Source organism: Streptomyces sp. NPDC042364, from assembly GCF_056437585.1.
In genome coordinates this window covers 255,745-273,652 of the sequence record NZ_JBWKAJ010000008.1, presented here as the reverse complement: position 1 = coordinate 273,652, position 17,908 = coordinate 255,745, and the positions used below count along the sequence as shown (strand labels likewise).

Genomic DNA, 17,908 nt, shown 5'->3' with positions numbered 1-17,908 from the left:
ACAGGAGTGTGAGGGGTTTCCGAGAGGCCGGGGTGGGGTGTGAGAACAGCACCCGGACCGCCGCTGACCAGGAGAGACGACCGGCATACGGGCGTATACGGGAGACGGGGGCCCGGCGGCCCCCCCGTCGGCGGCGAGCCCTCGGGGAACCTCAGAAATCCCTCAGGTCGATGGACGGCACACCTATGTCCCCCCGTAGGGTCCGATCATGCCCGACATATCGCTGACCATGGTCGTCGTCCTGTGCCTCGCGGCCCTCGCGGCCGGCTGGATCGACGCCGTGGTGGGCGGGGGCGGGCTGTTGCTCCTGCCCGCCCTCCTCCTCGGCCTCCCGAACGGCTCCGCCGCTGCCCAGTACGCCCTCGGCACCAACAAGGCGGTCGCGATCGTCGGCACCACCGGCGCGGCGGTGACCTACGCCCGCCGCACCCCGGTGGACGTGCGGATCGCCGTCCGCATCGGTCTCGCGGCGCTCGCCGGCTCGACGGCCGGTGCCTTCGTCGCCGCCGGGATGAGCACCGAGATCCTGAAGCCGGTGGTCATGGTGGTCCTGCTGGGTGTGGGCGCCTTCGTGATCCTGCGCCCCTCCTTCGGCACGGCACCGGCCACCGGCCCGGTCTCGGCCCGCCGCGTCCTCGCCGCGATCGGCCTCGCGGGCGTCGGCATCGGCTTCTACGACGGTCTCATCGGACCCGGCACCGGTACGTTCCTCGTCCTCACCCTCACCGCGGTCCTCCATCTCGACCTCGTCACCGCCTCCGCCACCGCCAAGATCGTCAACTGCTGCACCAACGCGGGCGCCCTCGCCACGTTCGCCTGGAAGGGCACGGTGTACTGGCAGCTGGCCGCGCTGATGGCCGTGTTCAACCTCGTCGGGGGGACGGTCGGCGCGCACACGGCGCTGAAGAAGGGCAGCGGCTTCGTACGGGTCGTGCTGCTGACGGTGGTGTTCACGCTGGTGGCGAAGATGGCGTACGAGCAGTGGGTGGCGTGAGCGGAGGGCCCACCGGGCGCGGCGGCGGTGAGGCGGGCGACGACGCCGGCGTTCCCCCGGTAGCCGGTCGGGTCGCCCGCGCGGCCCGGTGCGGCGACGTGGCCCGCGCGGTCCTGTGTCCTGCCCTCCGGCCCTCCCCCTGTTCCTCCCCTCCGGGCCGAAGGGGCGGGGCCCGGAGGGGAGGAGGGGACGGCGGTACCGGCGGACGGACGGCGGAGGGTGTCCGTCAGGTCCCGTCGCCTCTCGCCCGGCGACGCAGGAGCCAGGTACCGCCCACGGCGGCGACGGCCAGAGCGGCCATGCCCGCCGCGGTCCGCAGGGGGTCGGGGGCGGATGCGCCGCCGGCCCCCGCCTTCACACTCCCCCTCGGCCGCGCCGGCCGCGCACTGTGGGCGCCGGTCAGCGAGACCACGAGGTCCCCGGCGACCCGGCGCCCGCCCTTCGCGCACGTCACGGCGATCTCGTACGTCGCCGGCTCGGCGCTCGGCGGCACCTCGAACCGGCCGCTGGGCCACGGTCGCCCGGCACCGGGAGCGACCGGGAAGGAGCCGGCCCCGACCGCACTGGCGTCGCCCGTACCCGTACCGTCCGCACCGCAGGCCGCCGTGGCGGCGGTCACCTCGTCACCGGGGACGACGGCGGCGGGGGACAGCTCCAGCCGTCCGCCCTCCTCGCCGCCGTGGGCCGGGGCTGCGGCGGGAGCGGCGGCAAGGGCGGCGGCGCAGGCCGCGGTGAGGACGGCGAGCGCGGTGCCGGTCAGCGTCCGGGCTATGTGTCCCATCGAGCCTGCTCCTCCCGGGAGTCGCCTTGCCCTTCCGAGCAAAGGGGCACCTGGACGGAAGCGCTCCCTGAAGGGCCGTCAGAAAGAGGGTGAACGGGTGTCGGGGGAGGGCGGACAAGGGCGGGGCGGGCGGTGTTCGGGCAGGTCATCGATGTGATGTGCGGAGGGGGTGCGACGGACGGGGCGGGGGAGGTGTGAACGGGTGACCCGGGGGTCGCGGTGTGGTGTGGGGGCGAGGGGAGGGCGCGGGAGGGGAGCCGGGCGGAGGAGGGGAGGGCGCGGCAGGGGAGCCGGGCGGAGGAGGCGGGGTGGGGGAGGGCGGACGCTGCGGCTTGACCTCAAGTTGAGTCGAGGTAGGAGGGTGGGCGCCATGACGACCTCGACAGCAGAGCAAGCCGTTCCCCACGCCGCTCCCACCCCCTCTTCCGCCCCCTCGTCCTCCGCCCCGGTCCGGGTGACGGTGGTCGTCGGGAGCAACCGCACGGGGCGGTTCGGACCGGTGGTGGCCGCATGGCTCCTGGGCCGGGTACGGGAGCACGACGACTTCGAGGCGGACGTCGTGGATGTCGCCGGGATCGACCTTCCGACGACGTTCGCGCCGACCCCCGAGGTGACGGCGCAGCTGGCGGAGGTCACGCCGAAGCTGGCGTCCGCCGAGGCGTTCGTGGTGCTGACGCCCGAGTACAACCACTCCTACCCGGCGGCCCTGAAGAACCTCATCGACTGGCACTTCCACGAGTGGCGCGCCAAACCGGTCGCCCTCGTCTCCTACGGCGGCGTCTCGGGCGGCCTCCGCGCGACCGAGCATCTCCGCCAGGTCTTCGCCGAGCTCCACGCCACCACGGTCCGCGACACCGTCTCCTTCCACAACGCCCACGGGTCCTTCGACGACACCGGCCACCTCAAGGACCCGTCCGGCCCCGACGCCGCCGCGAAGGCGATGCTCGACCAGCTGGCGTGGTGGGGGAGGGCGCTGCGGGAGGCGAAGGAGAAGCGACCGTACGGGTGACGGCGTCGGCCGGCCGTTCGCGCGGGTCCCCGTGCGCCTGAAGGGGGCCGCAGGCCCGCCCCCGCCAGGGAGTCCCCGCAACCCCCGCGACAATGAGCCACTGCGGCGACGCCCTCACCCCCCGCCCGGACCACCGAACCGCCCGCCGTACGGGGTCACGCCATGCCCGGGCCCCCATGATGCCGAAGCGCCCGCTATGTTCGATCCGATCATCCGACATTCGGAGCTGGCATGCAGAAGACAGACGGATCGGCCGAGGAGACGGCGGCGGTGAAGGCGACCCGCTCGAAGGCGGCCGACCCGGGCCCGCCCACCACGACGACCGACCCCGAGGACGCAGCCGAGAGCGGCCCGATACCCGGCCCCACCCCGGGCGCCCCCGACCTCGACGACACCGCCCCCGGGCACTCCTGGCCGCGTCACTGGCCCCTGCTGCTCCTCGGTGCGGCCGTGGTCCCCGGAGCCGTCCTGTTCCTCGTCGGCCGGGGGCTGGAGGAACCGGCCGTGCAGACGTGGCGGACGGTGTGTCTGTCCATCGCCGTGCAGGCGCTGCCGTTCCTGCTGCTCGGTACGGCCCTGTCGGGGGCCATCAACGCGTTCGTGCCGGCGAGGGTGTTCAACCGGGTGCTGCCCCGCAACCCCGCCCTGGCGGTCCCGGTGGCGGGCGCCGCCGGAGTCGTACTGCCCGGCTGTGAGTGCGCGTCCGTACCGGTCGCGAGCAGCCTGATACGGCGCGGGGTGGACCCGGCCGCCGCGTTCGCGTTCCTGCTGTCCGCCCCCGCCGTCAACCCGATCGTCCTGGTCGCCACGGCCGTCGCCTTCCCCGGCAGCCCCGAGATGGTGCTGGCCCGGCTCCTCGCCTCGCTCCTCACCGCCGCCGCGATGGGCTGGCTGTGGCTCTGGCTGGGCCGGACCGAGTGGCTGAAGCCGGCCGCACGGCACACGGGCCACCGGCCGGGGCGGAGCCGCTGGACGGAGTTCCGGCTCGGGTTCCAGCACGACTTCCTGCACGCGGGCGGCTTCCTGGTCGTCGGCGCGATGGCGGCGGCCACCTTCAACGTGCTGGTTCCGCGTTCCGTACTCGACACGTTCGCCGAGTCGCCGTGGCTCTCGGTGCTCTTCCTCGCCGGGCTCGCCATCCTGCTGTCCGTCTGCTCCGAGGCCGACGCCTTCGTCGCCGCCTCCCTCTCCGGCTTCTCGCCCCTCGCGCGACTGACGTTCATGGTGGTCGGACCGATGGTCGACCTGAAGCTGATCGCCCTCCAGACGGGCACCTTCGGCCGGGCCTTCGCGATCCGCTTCTCCGCCGCGACCGTCGTCGTGGCGATCCTCGCCAGTGCCCTGATCGGAGGCGTTCTGCTGTGAAACGACCGCTCCAGGCCCTCCTGCTCCTCCTCAGCGGCCTCGGCCTGCTCCACGCGACGGTGTTCACCGACCTCTATCTCAGGTATGTGAAGGAGGGCATGCGCCCCCTGCTCATCGCCTCAGGAGCCCTGCTGCTCCTGCTGGGCGCGGCGGAGGCGTGGTCGCTCCGGAAACCGACCGCCCCCAACCCGGGCCGACCGGAAACCGGCCCCGCGGCGAGCCCCGCGGCGAGCGGTGCGGCCGGTACAGCCGCTCCCGACGCCGGCCACGACGGTGCCCACGCCCACGGCCACGACGGCTCCCATGCCCACGGCCACGATCACTCCACTCCGCCCCGCATAGCCTGGCTCCTCCTGTTCCCCGCCCTGAGCCTGCTCTTCTACGCGCCCCCGGCGATCGGCGCGTACAGCGCGTCCCGTGAGGCGCCGAAAGCCGTGGCCGTCAAGGACCAGGACGCGTTCGACCCGCTCCCCGCCACGTCACCGCTCCCGATGACCCTCACGGACTTCACCACCCGCGTGCAGCAGGACCGCAGGAAGGCCATCGAGGGCCGAGTGGTCCGGATGACCGGCTTCGCGACGCCCGACGAGAGCGGCGACGGCTGGTACCTGACCCGTTCGATCTTCAGCTGCTGCGCGGCGGACACCCAGTTCGTGAAGGTCCGCGCCCACGGCACCCCGGCCCCGCCCGCGGACACCTGGGTCACGGTCACCGGCACCTGGCACCCCGGCGGCACCCTCGGCACGAGCTCCGCGGACGCCGCCCTCGACGTCCGCAGCATCGAGAAGGTCGCCCGCCCGACGAACGGCTACACGGACGCCCTCCCGCCCCTGGCCTCCTGACAGCCCTTCCGTAAAGGCCCGCACCACACAGTTGGAGAGGAGAACGGTGCTCCCCTTCTTCGTCTACGGCACGCTGCGCCCCGGCGAGCACAACCACGCCCGCTTCCTCCGGGGCCGTACCGGCTCCGAGGAACCGGCGACGATGCGGGGCCTGACCCTGTACGACGGCCCCGGCTACCCGTACGCCGTCGAGTCACCCGGCGGGGCGGCAGTGGTGACGGGCGACCTGATCACGGCCCGCCCCGAGGAGTACGAGGCGCTCCTGCGGTCGCTGGACCACCTGGAGGAGTACAGCCCCGGGGCCGCCGGCAACGTCTACGAACGGGTCCGGCGTGCCGCCGTGCTCGCCGACGGCACGTCCGCGCAGGCCTGGGTCTATGTCGCCGCGCCGGCTGTCGCGGCGCGGCTGCGGACGCGGGGCAGGCTGATCAGGAGCGGCGACTGGTGGCGTGCGGGCCGGTCCGCGTGAGAACTCGGGGGCGCGGGGCGGTGACACCTGCGGCTCCGCCGCGTGGGCGCGCACAACCCCCGCCCACCCGCACCCGCCGAACGAACCCGCAGCCCCGAGCCCTCGCGCGCCCCGACAACAGCCGAGGGCACCCGGCCCCCTACCGCCCCACCGCCTCCACCCGCACCGCACACGTCTTGAACTCCGGCATCCGGGACGTCGGGTCGAGCGCCGGATTCGTCAACGTGTTCGCACGTCCTTCCCCTGGCCAGTGGAACGGCATGAACACGGTGTCGGGCCGGATCGCCGTGGTGATCCGCGCGGGCGCCACCGCCCGCCCCCGCCGCGACACCACCGCCACCGGATCCCCCTCCGCCGCGCCCAGCCGCTCGGCCAGCCGCGGGTGCAGTTCCACGAACGGCCCCGGCGCCGCCGCGTTCAGCTCGTCCACCCGTCGCGTCTGCGCCCCCGACTGGTACTGGGCCACGACCCGCCCGGTGGTGAGCAGTACCGGGTACTCGTCGTCCGGCTCCTCGGCCGCCGCCCGGTGCGATACGGGCACGAACCGCGCCCGCCCGTCCTCCGTGGCGAACCGCTCCAGGAAGAGCCGCGGCGTACCGGGATGCGCACCGGCGGACGGGCCGGAGCCGGCACCGGTGCCCGCGGCGAAGCCCGCACCGCCGCCAGTCGCGGGGTCCGCGTCGCCGCCCGGCGCGGGACAGGGCCAGAACACCCCGTTCTCCTCCGCCAGCCTCCGGTAGGTGATGCCCGAGTAGTCGGCCACCCCGCCCGCGCTGGCCCGCCGCAGCTCCTCGAAGACCTCCTCGGGATCGGTCGGGAAGCCCTTCTCGACGCCCAGCCGGTCGGCCAGCTCGCGCATGACCTCCAGATCGCTGCGGACACCCTCGGGCGGAGTGATCGCCCGCCTCCGCAGCAGCACCCGCCCCTCCAGATTGGTCGTCGTCCCCGTCTCCTCGGCCCACTGCGTCACCGGCAGCACGACATCCGCCAGCGCCGCCGTCTCCGACAGCACCACGTCGCACACCGCGAGGAACTCCAGCGACCTGATCCGCTCCTCGACGTGCGCGGCCCGCGGCGCCGACACCACCGGGTTGGACCCCATCAGCAGCAGCGCCCGGATGTCGGTGCCCAGCGCGTCCAGCAGCTCGTACGCGCTCCGCCCGGGGCCGGGCAGACTGTCCGGGTCGACGCCCCACACCTCGGCGACATGCCGCCGCGCCTCGGGGTCGACCAGTTTGCGGTAGCCGGGCAACTGGTCCGCCTTCTGGCCGTGTTCACGCCCGCCCTGTCCGTTGCCCTGCCCGGTGAGGCACCCGTACCCGGACAGCGGCCGCCCGGCGCGCCCCGTCGCCAGCGTCAGGTTGATCCACGCGCCCACGGTGTCCGTGCCCTTGGACTGCTGCTCGGGGCCGCGCGCGGTGAGCACCATGGCGTGCTCCGGCTCGCAGAACAGCCGGACCGCCTCGCGGAGTTCGGGAACGGACACCCCCGTGATCCGCTCCACGTACTCCGGCCAGTGCGCCATGGCCGCGGCCCGCGCCTCCTCCCAGCCGCTCGTCCGCTCGCGGATGTACTCCTCGTCGGTGCGCCCCTCGGCGACGATCAGATGCAACAGTCCGAGCGCGAGCGCGAGATCGGTGCCGGGCCGCGGCGCGAGATGCAGGTCTGCCTGTTCGGCGGTCCGGGTGCGGCGCGGGTCGATGACGACGAGCTTGCCGCCGTTCTCCCGCAGTTCCGTGAAGTAGCGCAGTGCCGGTGGCATGGTCTCGGCGAGGTTCGACCCCACGAGGACGACGCACCCGGTCCTCGGGATGTCCTCCAGCGGGAACGGCAGCCCCCGGTCGAGCCCGAACGCCTTGATCCCGGCGGCCGCGGCCGAGGACATGCAGAACCGCCCGTTGTAGTCGATCTGCGAGGTCCCCAGCACGATCCGCGCGAACTTGCCGAGCGCGTACGCCTTCTCGTTGGTCAGTCCGCCGCCGCCGAACACACCGCACGCGTCCGGGCCATGCTCCGTACGCGTGCGGGTGAGCTCCCCGGCGATCCGGTCGAGTGCCTCGTCCCAGGAGGCGGGCTCCAGGACGCCCGCCCTTCTGACCAGAGGAGTGGTCAGCCGCACCCGGGACGAGAGCACCGCCGGCGCCGTACGGCCCTTGCCGCACAGCGCGCCCCGGTTCACCGGGAAGTCCGCGCGCTCCGAGACCACAACGACACCGTCGGTCCCGTCCGCAGCGGGCGTCAGGTTCATCCCGCACTGCAGGGCGCAGTACGGGCAGTGGGTCGGCGTCGCGGAGTTCGGCATACCACTCAGCGTGCGTCGGACGTGTTACGCGCCGGGACGCCCTCCGTTACGCGACCGGCACGGGGACCTCCCGTCGGGCTCCGGCCGGGAGTGAGGAGCGGACGGCGGGGACGGTGAACGAACGGTTCGGGCGATGTCGCAGTTCTGTCACCGTGTGCGCCCGCGCGGGCGCACACCGTCCAGACGTTCGGCCGTGCGTGCTAAGAACTACGGGCGCACCGACACGGGGGTCGTGCCCTGAGCCCCGTGCGGCGCACGTCCTGTCACGTGGCCCGTGAGGGCCGTAGGGGGAAGAAGGATCATCACCGTGAACCGCATGCGCACCACCGTCGCCGTGCTGGGCGCCGTCGGGGCCCTGACCGCCGCTCAGCTGGGCCTCGCCGGGACCGCCGCCGCGGCCGGCGCCGACGCCCGGGCCGGCGGCTGCCCGATCAAGATCTCCACCCCGAAGCGCTTCTACGTCGACGCCAACGGCTGGGTGACCAACGGCGGCCTGTACTTCGGCCTGAAGAACACCAGCAAGACCAAGAGCTTCTCCAGCGTCAGCCTCACCATCAACAAGCCGGTGAACCTGAAGTTCGGCTACGCGACGCCGACCAAGGGAAGCAAGATCACCAAGCGGACCACCAAGACCGTCACCGTCTTCACGAAGAAGCTGAAGGCCAAGGGCACGACCGGCTTCCGCGTCAAGACGCGCATGGGCAACGTCAACAGGGACTACGAGGTCAAGCTCGCCGTCCGGGGCAAGGGCTGGGACTGCGCCGTGGACCAGGGCTGGTGGGGAACGATCGACCACAAGTAGTCCCACCGTGCGCCGGGACCCTGATCGGGCGGTCCCGGTGCACCGAGTTCGTGCCTGCCCGTCGGCATGCTGCCGGGGCCCGCGAGGGCCCCGGCAGACGCATGTGACGACCTCTGGCCCGGCCGGAGTCGACGGCATGGTGGATGTCCCCGGCAGCCACCATTGGGGCGCAACACTCCCGCCGGCACCGCGTGGCGTCCTGCTCCCCGAGGCCGCGCGGGCGAGCATGTGCGGATCCGGCCCCCCTCCCGTACCGAGGCGATGCGATGCCCGACAGCCCCGGCCACATCCGCACCGAGAGCGCCGCACCGGGGCGGATCCGACGGCACCGGCCGCCGGAGCAGTCCCTGTTCAGCGGCATCTACGGGCTGGTGCTGGCCAGTGCCCTGGTGGCCGCGCTCGACGCGGCGGGCGAGAAGGCCGACCCCGGCCCGGACGCCCTGTGGGTACTGCTCACCGCGCTGGCGTCGGGCGCAGCCCACGGCTACGCGCACGTCATCGCGCAGCGTGCGTCCGTGGCCGGGGCGGTCAGGACGAGCAGACTGCGGTTGGCGCTCGCCGAGTGGCCGCTGGTGGCCGCCGTCCTGCCCACGGTGGCGCTCCTGCTCGCGGCGGTGGCCGGGTGGTGGACCGAGGCCGTCGCGGTGGACGTGGCCCTGCTGTTCAACACCGTCGCCCTGTTCGCCTGGGGCGTCGCGGCGGCCCGCACCGCCGGGTACGGATGGCCGTCCTCGTGCCGCGCGGGCGGCCTGGACATGCTGATCGGCCTGGCGATCATCATCGCGAACGCGCTGATCAAGTAGCCCGTCGACGCGTCACCGATCTGCCCGGACAGCCCCTGAGGGTTGTCCCGTAATTCCCGGCGGGCGTGCGACGCCGGCTACGGCACCTCGCCGCGTTGTCGGAACGTCCGCGTACATCCAGTATGCGGACGCTCCTCCGCCTTGCGATGCACCGCATCCGACGCCGCGCGCTGATCCACCGGAAATTACGGGACAACCCTTAGCGGGCTGACGCGAGCGCCTTCGCGACGCCCGGCTCCTGCGGCCCGAGGAACCGGGGGTCCGGCTCGAAGAGGGCGTCGAGGGAGGCCTTGCCGGCGGCGAACAGCTCGCGGGTGGCGCCGTAGTACCAGGTCTCGTCATGCCGGTCCTGCACCCCGACGCCGTACGACTCGACGCCCGCCTCCTGGCACAGCGCGACCGCCCGGCGTATGTGGAAGCCCTGGCTGATCAGCACCGCACGGTCCACGCCGAAGATCTTCCTGGCGCGGACGCAGGAGTCCCAGGTGTCGAAGCCGGCGTAGTCGCTGACGATGTGCCGGTCGGGCACCCCGTGGTCGGTGAGATAGGCGCGCATCGCGTCCGGCTCGTCGTACTCCTCACGGCTGTTGTCCCCGGTGACCAGCACGACCTCTATCCGGCCCGAGCGGTACAGCTCGGCCGCCGCGTCCAGCCGCCGCGCCAGATACGGCGACGGCTCGCCCCGCCACAGACCCGCACCGAACACCATCGCGACATCCGTGCGCGGGACGTCGGCCGTGGTCCGCAGCCGGCCGTCGGCCGCGGTGAACATCCAGGTCGAGGGCAGCAGCGCCAGCACGCACAGCCCCATCGCCACCTGCACGGCCCGCCGCCGCCCCGCACGGGTTCGCGGCAGCCGGAGCACCCGCCTCACACGCCTCACCGCAGCCCCCGTCCGTCGCACGCACCCGATGTGTCGTGCTTGTTTCCGACGGACCCGAGCGCGCCCGCCATTCCGACCAACGAAGACGTCGTCCGCGGTGATCCGGTTCACCGCCCCGCGTGACAAGTTTCACCCGATCGTGTTGAAATCCCAGGTCAATGAGGTTCACACCCCCGCACGGCGCACCGTGAACCGCCGGAAAACACCCGTCACCACGGTGCAACGGGGAGGCAACCTCCCCCCGGCACCATCGACGCATGACGGCGACGACGAGCAGGACGAGCAGGACGACGTGCAAGCCGAACGCGGACCTCGCCAGTACGGCGCACCTCATGAACCGGATCGGTGACCAGTTGGCCAGCCAGCTCAGCCTCGTCTCGCTCAACGGGACCCGGCGCCCCACCCCGCCCGCCCCCGCCCTGGTCCTGGTGGCGCACGGCAGCCGCGACCCCCGCGCGCCGGCCACCGTACGCACCCTCATGGACCGCGTACGCGAGCAGCGCCCCGGCCTGTCCGTGCACCTCGGCCACATCGAGCTGAACGAGCCCCTGCTGCCCGACACCCTCGCTGCCCTCGGCGACCGGGAGGCCGTCCTCGTCCCCCTCCTCCTCAGCCGCGGCTACCACGTCAAGCGGGACATCCCCGAGATGGCCGCCGAGACCCCGGTACGCGCCCGCGTGGCCGCCCCGCTCGGCCCGCACCCGCTCCTCGTGGAGACCCTGTACGCCCGCCTCGTCGAGGCCGGCTGGCGCACCCCGGCCGACGCCGAGACCCGCCACAGCAGTGCCGTCGTCCTCGCCGCGGCAGGCTCCCGCGACCCCGAGTCGAAGGTCGACACCGGCCGCACCGCCCACCTCCTCGCCGAACGCCTGGGCGTCCCCGTCGTCCCCGCCTACGCGACCACCGCCGCGCCCACCGTGCCCGACGCCCTGCGCGCCCTCGCCGCCCGAGGCCGCACCCGGGTGGCGATCGCCTCCTGCTTCACGGCACCCGGCCGCTTCGCCACGGAGTGCGCCGAGGCGGCCCCCTGGATCGCCTCGGCCCCGCTGGGCACCCACCCGGCGATGGCGAGCCTGGTCCTCCACCGCTACGACCAGGTCATGGCCACCCCGGACGCGACGGCCCTACGGTCGCTGGCGACCGCGTAAGGCGCCGCACCACCAGAGGGAACGTGTTCAAGGGGCGTTCAAGGGGCGTTCAAGGGGGGCGCGGGGCCGTATCGAATGTGCGGCTCCGCCGCGTGGGCGCGACAAGCCGCGACGCACCCGCACCCGTCCGACAACCCCACTCGGCAGACGAGTAGCCCCCGATCGTCACACCCTCCCCGTACTGTCGAATCATGGAAGGCACCGCACCCCCCGACCACGACGCCCCCGCGAGCCACGACACCCCGGCCGGCTATGACCCGCCCTCCGCGGAGCGCTACGCCCCGGAACACGACAAACGCCCCGGCCGCACCGCCTTCCAGCGCGATCGCGCCCGCGTACTCCACTCCGCGGCGCTCCGCAGACTCGCCGGCAAGACCCAGGTGGTCACGCCCGGCACACGCAACGACGCGTGGGACGCCAGCCCCCGCACCCGACTGACCCACTCCCTGGAGTGCGCCCAGGTCGGCCGGGAACTGGGCGCGGCCCTCGGCTGCGACCCGGACCTCGTCGAGGCCGCCTGTCTCTCCCACGACCTCGGCCACCCCCCGTTCGGCCACAACGGCGAACAGGCCCTGAACGAATTCGCCGAGGACTGCGGCGGTTTCGAGGGCAACGCCCAGTCCCTGCGCCTGCTGACCCGGCTCGAACCCAAACGCTTCGTGCGGACCCCGGAATCCGTCGACCCCGTCAGCGTCGGCCTCAACCTGACCCGCGCCACCCTGGACGCCGCCACCAAGTACCCCTGGCCCCGGGGCGCCCACCCCACCGACCCGGCGTCCCCCAAGTTCGGCGTCTACGAGGACGACCGCCCCGTCTTCGACTGGGTCAGGAAGGACGCCCCCGACGGCCGTACGACCTTCGAGGCGCAGGTCATGGACTGGTCCGACGACGTGGCGTACTCGGTGCACGACATCGAGGACGGTCTGCACGCCGGGCACATCGACCCCGGCTGCCTGCACGCCGAGGCCGAGCGGCAGACGGTGTTCGAGGTGGCGCTCGGCCGGTACGTGCCCGCCGGCACCGACCCCGCCGAGCTGGCGGAGGCCCTCGACCGGCTCCTCGCCCAGGAGTGGTGGCCCCACGGCTACGACGGCACGGCCGTCGCGCAGGCCCGGCTGAAGGACGCCACCAGCCAGCTCATCGGCCGCTTCTGCCTCGCCGCCGAGGGAGCGACCCGGCAGGCGTACGGCAGCGGGCGCCTGACCCGGTACGCCGCCGCACTGGTCGTCCCGCGCGGCACGCGCCTGGAGTGCGCGGTCCTCAAGGCCGTGGCCGACCTGTATGTGATGCAGCGCGCCGAGCAGGAGCGGCTCCGCGCCGACCAGCGCGTCGTCGTCGCGGAGTTGGCCGAGGCCCTCACCGCCCGCGCGCCGGAGGGGCTCGACCCGCAGTTCCGCGTGCTGTTCGACACCGCGCCGGACGACCGGGCCCGCAAACGGGTGATCGTCGATCAGATCGCCTCCCTCACCGACGCGTCGGCCCGCTCGCTGCACGCGAGACTCACGGGCGCGACCGGCAGCATGTGACATCGGCTGTGACCGGCGGGGCGCATGGGACATCCATGTGACCCTCCGTGGCCTGATCGGGTCACTACCTCTTCCCGCATCACGCTGTGTGCGGGAGGCTCGCATGTGGACGCACCCTCAGGAGGAGGCATCAGTGGTCGACGCGGATCAGACATTCGTCATCGTCGGAGGTGGTCTCGCCGGCGCGAAGGCGGCCGAGACACTCCGAGCGGAGGGTTTCACCGGCCGCGTGATACTGATCTGCGACGAACGCGACCACCCCTACGAGCGCCCGCCGCTCTCCAAGGGCTATCTGCTGGGCAAGGACGAGCGCGACAGCGTCTTCGTCCACGAGCCGTCCTGGTACGCGCGCAACGACATCGAGCTGCACCTCGGCCAGACCGTCGACAGGATCGACCGCGCGGCGAAGACCGTGCACTTCGGTGACGACGGCACCTTCGTCCACTACGACAAGCTGCTGCTGGCGACCGGCGCCGAGCCCCGCCGCCTGGACATCCCCGGCACGGATCTCGCGGGCGTCCACCATCTGCGCCGCCTCGCCCACGCCGAGCGCCTCAAGGGCGTCCTCGCCGCCCTCGGCCGCGACAACGGCCACCTGGTCGTCGCGGGCGCCGGCTGGATCGGCCTTGAGGTCGCGGCGGCGGCCCGCGAGTACGGCGCCGAGGTCACCGTCGTCGAGCCGGAGCCCACGCCCCTGCACGGCGTTCTCGGCCCCGAGCTGGGCAACCTCTTCGCCGAGCTGCACCGCGAGCACGGGGTGCGCTTCGCCTTCGGCGCGAGGCTCACGGAGATCGTCGGCCAGGACGGCGTGGTCCTCGCCGCCCGTACGGACACGGGGGAGGAGCACCCCGCGCACGACGTCCTCGCCGCGATCGGCGCGGCACCCCGCATCGGCCTGGCCGAGGCCGCCGGGCTGGAGATCGCCGACCGTACGCACGGCGGGGGAGTGGTGGTCGACGAGCGGCTGCGCACCTCCGACCCCTCGATCTACGCGGCCGGCGACGTGGTGTCCTTCCCGCACGCCCTGTTCGACACCCGGCTGCGGGTCGAGCACTGGGCCAACGCGCTGAACGGCGGCCCGGCGGCCGCCCGGTCCATGCTCGGCAAGGACGTCACGTACGACCGGGTGCCCTACTTCTTCTCCGACCAGTACGACATGGGCATGGAGTACTCGGGGTGGGCGCCGCCCGGCTCGTACGACCAGGTGGTGATCCGCGGGGACGCCGGGAAGCGGGAGTTCATCGCGTTCTGGGTCCGGGAGGGCCGGGTGCTCGCCGGGATGAACGTGAATGTGTGGGACGTCACGGAGCAGATCCAGAAGCTCATCAGGTCACGGGCCCGGGTCGACGTCGACGCGCTCTCCGACCCCCAGGTGCCCCTGGACGGGCTGATCGCGGCCCCCTGAGGGTGGTCCCGTGATCCCCGGTGGGACTACGGGCCGACCCTTGGCTGTCGGTCCGCCCCCGTAGAATCACCGCGTGGCAGGACGGATCAACGACGAGGACGTGAAGGCGGTACGGGACGCGGTCCCGATCGACGCCGTGGTGTCCGAGTACCTCCAGCTGCGCAACGCGGGCGGCGGGAACCTGAAGGGGCTCTGTCCCTTCCACGACGAGAAGTCGCCGTCCTTCCAGGTCAGCCCGAGCAAGGGACTCTTCCACTGCTTCGGCTGCCAGGAGGGCGGCGACACCATCACGTTCGTGATGAAGGTCGACCACCTCTCCTTCTCCGAGGCGGTCGAGCGGCTCGCCGCCCAGGCGGGCATCACCCTGCGCTACGAGGAGGGCGGGTACAACCCCTCCCACCAGCGCGGGGAGCGGATCCGCCTCGTCGAGGCCCACAAGATCGCCGCCGAGTGGTACGCGGAGCAGCTCGCGACCGGCCCCGAGGCCGACACCGGGCGGATCTTCCTCGCCGAGCGCGGCTTCGACCAGGCCGCCGCCGTCCACTTCGGCGTCGGCTACAGCCCCCAGGGCTGGGACCACCTCACCCGCTACCTCCGCGGCAAGGGCTTCACGGACAAGGAGCTGCTCCTGTCCGGGCTCGCCCAGGAGGGCCGCCGCGGCCCGATCGACCGGTTCCGGGGCCGGCTGATGTGGCCGATCCGCGACATCGGCGGCGATGTCGTCGGCTTCGGCGCCCGCAAGCTGTACGAGGCGGACAACGGCCCGAAGTACCTGAACACCCCGGACACCCCGATCTACCGCAAGTCCCAGGTGCTGTACGGCATCGACCTCGCCAAGAAGGACATCGCCAAGGCCAGCCGGGCCGTGGTCGTCGAGGGCTACACCGACGTCATGGCCTGCCATCTCGCCGGCGTCACCACCGCCATCGCCACCTGCGGCACGGCCTTCGGCGGCGAGCACATCAAGATCCTCCGCCGGCTGCTGATGGACAACGGCTCCGCCCGGGTGATCTTCACCTTCGACGGCGACGCGGCCGGCCAGAAGGCCGCCCTGCGGGCCTTCGAGGACGACCAGAAGTTCGCCGCCGAGACCTACATCGCCATCGCCCCCGACGGCATGGACCCCTGCGAGCTGCGGCTGGCCAAGGGCGACGACGCGGTGGCCGAGCTGGTCGAACCCCGCACCCCGCTCTTCGAGTTCGCCCTCCGGCACATCGTGGCGCGCTACGACCTGGAGACCGCCGCCGGGCGCGCCGCCGCCCTCGACGAGGCGGCACCCGTGGTGGCCCGCATCAAGAACAGCGGCGCCCAGCACGAGGTCGCCGTGCAGCTCGCCGGCATGCTCGGCATCCTCGACACCCAGTTCGTCGTCAAGCGGGTCGCCCAGCTGGCCCGCTGGGCCCGCGACCGCGGCGGCAAGGGCCCCGCGCCCGCCCCCCAGCACGGGCAGCAGCCGTACGAGACCGCCGCCCGCCGCCCTTCCGGCCCCGCCCTCAACCTCCGCAACCCCGTCTACGCCACCGAGCGCGAGCTGCTCAAACTCGCCCTCCAGCGGCCCGAGTTGGTCGCCCCCGCATTCGACGCGTACGGAGTCGACGAGTTCACCGCCGCCCCCTACGCGGCCGTGCGCGAGGCGATCATCGAAGCGGGCGGCGTGGAGTTCGGCGTCGAGGACCCGCAGGAGTACCTGGTCCGGGTCCGGGAGGCCGCACCGGACGACGCGGTCCGGGCCATGGTGACCGAACTCGCGGTAGAGGCGATCATGCGCAAGACGGTGGACGAGATCTACGCCGGCGCCCAGCTGGTCACCGTCCGCCGCCGCGCCGTCGAGCGCCGGGTACGCGACGTCCAGAGCAGCCTCGCCCGCCTCGGCGCCCACGGCGACCCGGCCCAGCTGGCCGCCGTGCAGAACGAGTTGTGGGTCCTCCAGCAGTACGACCAGGCACTGCGCGAGAGGGGCGCGGAGGCGCTCTAGAAGCGGTGAACATCCCCGGCGCACTTGCCAATCGCGCGCCGGTCCCCGCAGGTCGCCCAGGTTCCGTACACGCTTCAAGCTGTTTCACGGCCTGTCAGCGGCCCACTCGTCCGTCAGAGTAACCGTGGGGTCACGGACCGGACGCAAAAAGTCACCGCACGCCCCTCGTGGCGGCTGTGTGTCGTACTCCACACTGGGTTCCGGTGCCTGAGTCCTCGGAGCGCGGCCGGCCCGTCCCCCATGGGTCCGAGATCCCCGCGGTTCCGCTCGATGAGTACGGGATGGAGGGCGGAGAGGCCGCCCGCGCCATCCCCGACATACCGCTGCCGCACGCCCCAGCAGCGACATCCCTGGAGGTCGCCCCCCGTGCAGACCCAGACCCTCATACAGAACGACACCGGTACGGCCCTGAGCACCGACGGCGCGGAGCCGGGCGCGGAGACCGATGTCATCACCGCGGTGCCCGCCCAGAGCCGCGCCGTGCACCACCCCGAGGTGGCGCCGCAGCCCCCGCCCGACGCCGAGGAGCCGCCCGCGGCAGTCGTGGAGGCCGTCGAGACGGCCGAACCCCCCGAGCCCGTGGAACTGCCGCGCCGCGCGGACACCAGCACTCCGTCCTCCGACCTGTTCCGCCAGTACCTGCGGGAGATCGGCCGTATCCCGCTGCTCACGGCGGCGGAGGAGGTGGAGCTGGCCCGCCGGGTGGAGGCCGGCCTGTTCGCCGAGGAGAAGCTCGGCACCACCCCCGACCTCGACAGCCGGCTCGCCCTCGACCTCGACCGGCTGGTCGTCATGGGCCGTATGGCCAAGCGCCGCCTCATCGAGGCGAACCTGCGGCTCGTGGTGTCCGTGGCCAAGCGCTACGTGGGCCGCGGCCTGACCATGCTGGACCTGGTCCAGGAGGGCAATCTGGGCCTCATCCGGGCCGTCGAGAAGTTCGACTACGCCCGCGGCTACAAGTTCTCCACGTACGCGACCTGGTGGATCCGCCAGGCCATGTCCCGCGCGCTGGCGGACCAGGCCCGCACGATCCGTGTCCCGGTCCACGTGGTGGAGCTCATCAACCGGGTCGTCCGCGTCCAGCGCCGGCTGCTCCAGGAGCGGGGCCACGAGCCCACACCCGAGGAAGTGGCGGCCCACCTCGAACTGCCGCCCGAGCGGGTCAGCGAGGTACTCCGCCTCGCCCAGGAGCCGGTGTCCCTGCACGCCCCCGTGGGCGAGGAGGACGACGTGGCCCTCGGCGACCTCATCGAGGACGGCGACGCGGCGAGCCCCGTCGAGTCCGCCGCGTTCCTGCTTCTGCGGGAACACCTGGAAGCGGTGCTGTCCACGCTCGGCGAGCGCGAACGCAAGGTGGTGCAGCTGCGCTACGGGCTCGCCGACGGGCGGCCCCGGACGCTGGAGGAGATCGGCCGCATCTTCGGCGTGACCCGTGAGCGGATACGGCAGATCGAGTCCAAGACCCTGAACAAGCTGAGGGACCACGCGTTCGCGGACCAGCTGAGGGGTTACCTGGACTGAGGATCGCCCGGTGGCTCGGGGCCGCGGGGTGCGTTGGCGGGTGCGGGTGGAGTGTGACCAGGCGTTTCGTATGGAGGGCGGGC

Annotated in this window: 14 protein-coding genes and 1 pseudogene; 12 read left to right on the top strand and 3 right to left on the bottom strand. The window is 72.9% G+C overall.

Annotation, left to right across the window (positions count from 1 at the left end):
* Nucleotides 1-208: 208 nt before the first annotated feature.
* Complete coding sequence (locus AC067N_RS18845) at nucleotides 209-994, top strand: sulfite exporter TauE/SafE family protein (RefSeq protein WP_478680005.1); 786 nt, start codon at nucleotides 209-211, stop codon at nucleotides 992-994.
* Nucleotides 995-1,220: 226 nt separating this feature from the next.
* Here AC067N_RS18845 and AC067N_RS18840 read toward each other — a convergent pair whose 3' ends face one another.
* Nucleotides 1,221-1,775 (bottom strand): hypothetical protein, encoded by a 555-nt coding sequence (locus AC067N_RS18840; RefSeq protein ID WP_478680004.1) that lies wholly within the window; start codon nucleotides 1,773-1,775, stop codon nucleotides 1,221-1,223.
* Between the two features lie 370 nt (nucleotides 1,776-2,145).
* On the opposite strand from AC067N_RS18840, the gene AC067N_RS18835 reads away from it, so the two are divergent.
* From AC067N_RS18835 to AC067N_RS18820, 4 genes are all read left to right on the top strand, one after another.
* Nucleotides 2,146-2,784, top strand: coding sequence for an NADPH-dependent FMN reductase (locus AC067N_RS18835; RefSeq protein WP_478680003.1), 639 nt, complete (start codon nucleotides 2,146-2,148; stop codon nucleotides 2,782-2,784).
* Between the two features lie 231 nt (nucleotides 2,785-3,015).
* Complete coding sequence (locus tag AC067N_RS18830) at nucleotides 3,016-4,149, top strand: permease (RefSeq protein WP_478680002.1); 1,134 nt, start codon at nucleotides 3,016-3,018, stop codon at nucleotides 4,147-4,149.
* Nucleotides 4,146-4,991 (top strand): TIGR03943 family putative permease subunit, encoded by an 846-nt coding sequence (locus AC067N_RS18825; protein ID WP_478680001.1) that lies wholly within the window; start codon nucleotides 4,146-4,148, stop codon nucleotides 4,989-4,991. Before AC067N_RS18830 ends, AC067N_RS18825 begins: the two co-directional genes overlap by 4 nt.
* A gap of 46 nt (nucleotides 4,992-5,037) precedes the next feature.
* Nucleotides 5,038-5,460, top strand: a complete 423-nt coding sequence (locus AC067N_RS18820) for a gamma-glutamylcyclotransferase family protein (protein ID WP_478680000.1) — start codon at nucleotides 5,038-5,040, stop codon at nucleotides 5,458-5,460.
* A gap of 139 nt (nucleotides 5,461-5,599) precedes the next feature.
* Here AC067N_RS18820 and AC067N_RS18815 read toward each other — a convergent pair whose 3' ends face one another.
* Nucleotides 5,600-7,762, bottom strand: coding sequence for a molybdopterin oxidoreductase family protein (locus AC067N_RS18815; RefSeq protein WP_478679999.1), 2,163 nt, complete (start codon nucleotides 7,760-7,762; stop codon nucleotides 5,600-5,602).
* Between the two features lie 316 nt (nucleotides 7,763-8,078).
* On the opposite strand from AC067N_RS18815, the gene AC067N_RS18810 reads away from it, so the two are divergent.
* Nucleotides 8,079-8,564, top strand: coding sequence for a hypothetical protein (locus tag AC067N_RS18810; RefSeq protein WP_478679998.1), 486 nt, complete (start codon nucleotides 8,079-8,081; stop codon nucleotides 8,562-8,564).
* A gap of 266 nt (nucleotides 8,565-8,830) precedes the next feature.
* Nucleotides 8,831-9,367 carry a hypothetical protein gene (locus AC067N_RS18805; protein WP_478679997.1) on the top strand — a complete coding sequence of 179 codons (537 nt, stop codon included), beginning with the start codon at nucleotides 8,831-8,833 and terminating at the stop codon, nucleotides 9,365-9,367.
* Nucleotides 9,368-9,566: 199 nt separating this feature from the next.
* Here the strand turns inward: AC067N_RS18805 and AC067N_RS18800 are convergent, their stop codons facing one another.
* On the bottom strand, nucleotides 9,567-10,232 hold the full coding sequence (locus tag AC067N_RS18800; protein WP_478680122.1) for a SanA/YdcF family protein: 666 nt from the start codon (nucleotides 10,230-10,232) through the stop codon (nucleotides 9,567-9,569).
* 275 nt (nucleotides 10,233-10,507) lie between these two features.
* On the opposite strand from AC067N_RS18800, the gene AC067N_RS18795 reads away from it, so the two are divergent.
* From AC067N_RS18795 to AC067N_RS18775, 5 genes and pseudogenes are all read left to right on the top strand, one after another.
* The gene (locus tag AC067N_RS18795; protein ID WP_478679996.1) at nucleotides 10,508-11,398 is read left to right on the top strand and encodes a sirohydrochlorin chelatase; all 891 of its coding nucleotides are present in this window, start codon (nucleotides 10,508-10,510) and stop codon (nucleotides 11,396-11,398) included.
* 191 nt (nucleotides 11,399-11,589) lie between these two features.
* A complete protein-coding gene (locus AC067N_RS18790; RefSeq protein WP_478679995.1) occupies nucleotides 11,590-12,924 on the top strand; it encodes a deoxyguanosinetriphosphate triphosphohydrolase in 1,335 nt (444 codons plus the stop codon).
* Between the two features lie 133 nt (nucleotides 12,925-13,057).
* A complete protein-coding gene (locus AC067N_RS18785; RefSeq protein WP_478680121.1) occupies nucleotides 13,058-14,329 on the top strand; it encodes an NAD(P)/FAD-dependent oxidoreductase in 1,272 nt (423 codons plus the stop codon).
* 73 nt (nucleotides 14,330-14,402) lie between these two features.
* Nucleotides 14,403-16,304, top strand: coding sequence for a DNA primase (dnaG, locus tag AC067N_RS18780; protein WP_478679994.1), 1,902 nt, complete (start codon nucleotides 14,403-14,405; stop codon nucleotides 16,302-16,304).
* Nucleotides 16,305-16,507: 203 nt separating this feature from the next.
* Nucleotides 16,508-17,825 (top strand): annotated as a pseudogene (locus AC067N_RS18775) (RNA polymerase sigma factor).
* Nucleotides 17,826-17,908 lie beyond the last annotated feature (83 nt).

Bases quoted from the DNA above. Each gene is read 5' to 3' on its own strand.
- AC067N_RS18790 (WP_478679995.1), top strand. From the start codon at position 11,590: ATGGAAGGCACCGCACCCCCCGACCACGACGCCCCCGCGAGCCACGAC.
- AC067N_RS18835 (WP_478680003.1), top strand. From the start codon at position 2,146: ATGACGACCTCGACAGCAGAGCAAGCCGTTCCCCACGCCGCTCCCACC.
- AC067N_RS18845 (WP_478680005.1), top strand. From the start codon at position 209: ATGCCCGACATATCGCTGACCATGGTCGTCGTCCTGTGCCTCGCGGCC.
- AC067N_RS18830 (WP_478680002.1), top strand. From the start codon at position 3,016: ATGCAGAAGACAGACGGATCGGCCGAGGAGACGGCGGCGGTGAAGGCG.
- AC067N_RS18840 (WP_478680004.1), bottom strand. From the start codon at position 1,775: ATGGGACACATAGCCCGGACGCTGACCGGCACCGCGCTCGCCGTCCTC.
- AC067N_RS18795 (WP_478679996.1), top strand. From the start codon at position 10,508: ATGACGGCGACGACGAGCAGGACGAGCAGGACGACGTGCAAGCCGAAC.
- AC067N_RS18810 (WP_478679998.1), top strand. From the start codon at position 8,079: ATGCGCACCACCGTCGCCGTGCTGGGCGCCGTCGGGGCCCTGACCGCC.
- AC067N_RS18805 (WP_478679997.1), top strand. From the start codon at position 8,831: ATGCCCGACAGCCCCGGCCACATCCGCACCGAGAGCGCCGCACCGGGG.
- AC067N_RS18815 (WP_478679999.1), bottom strand. From the start codon at position 7,762: ATGCCGAACTCCGCGACGCCGACCCACTGCCCGTACTGCGCCCTGCAG.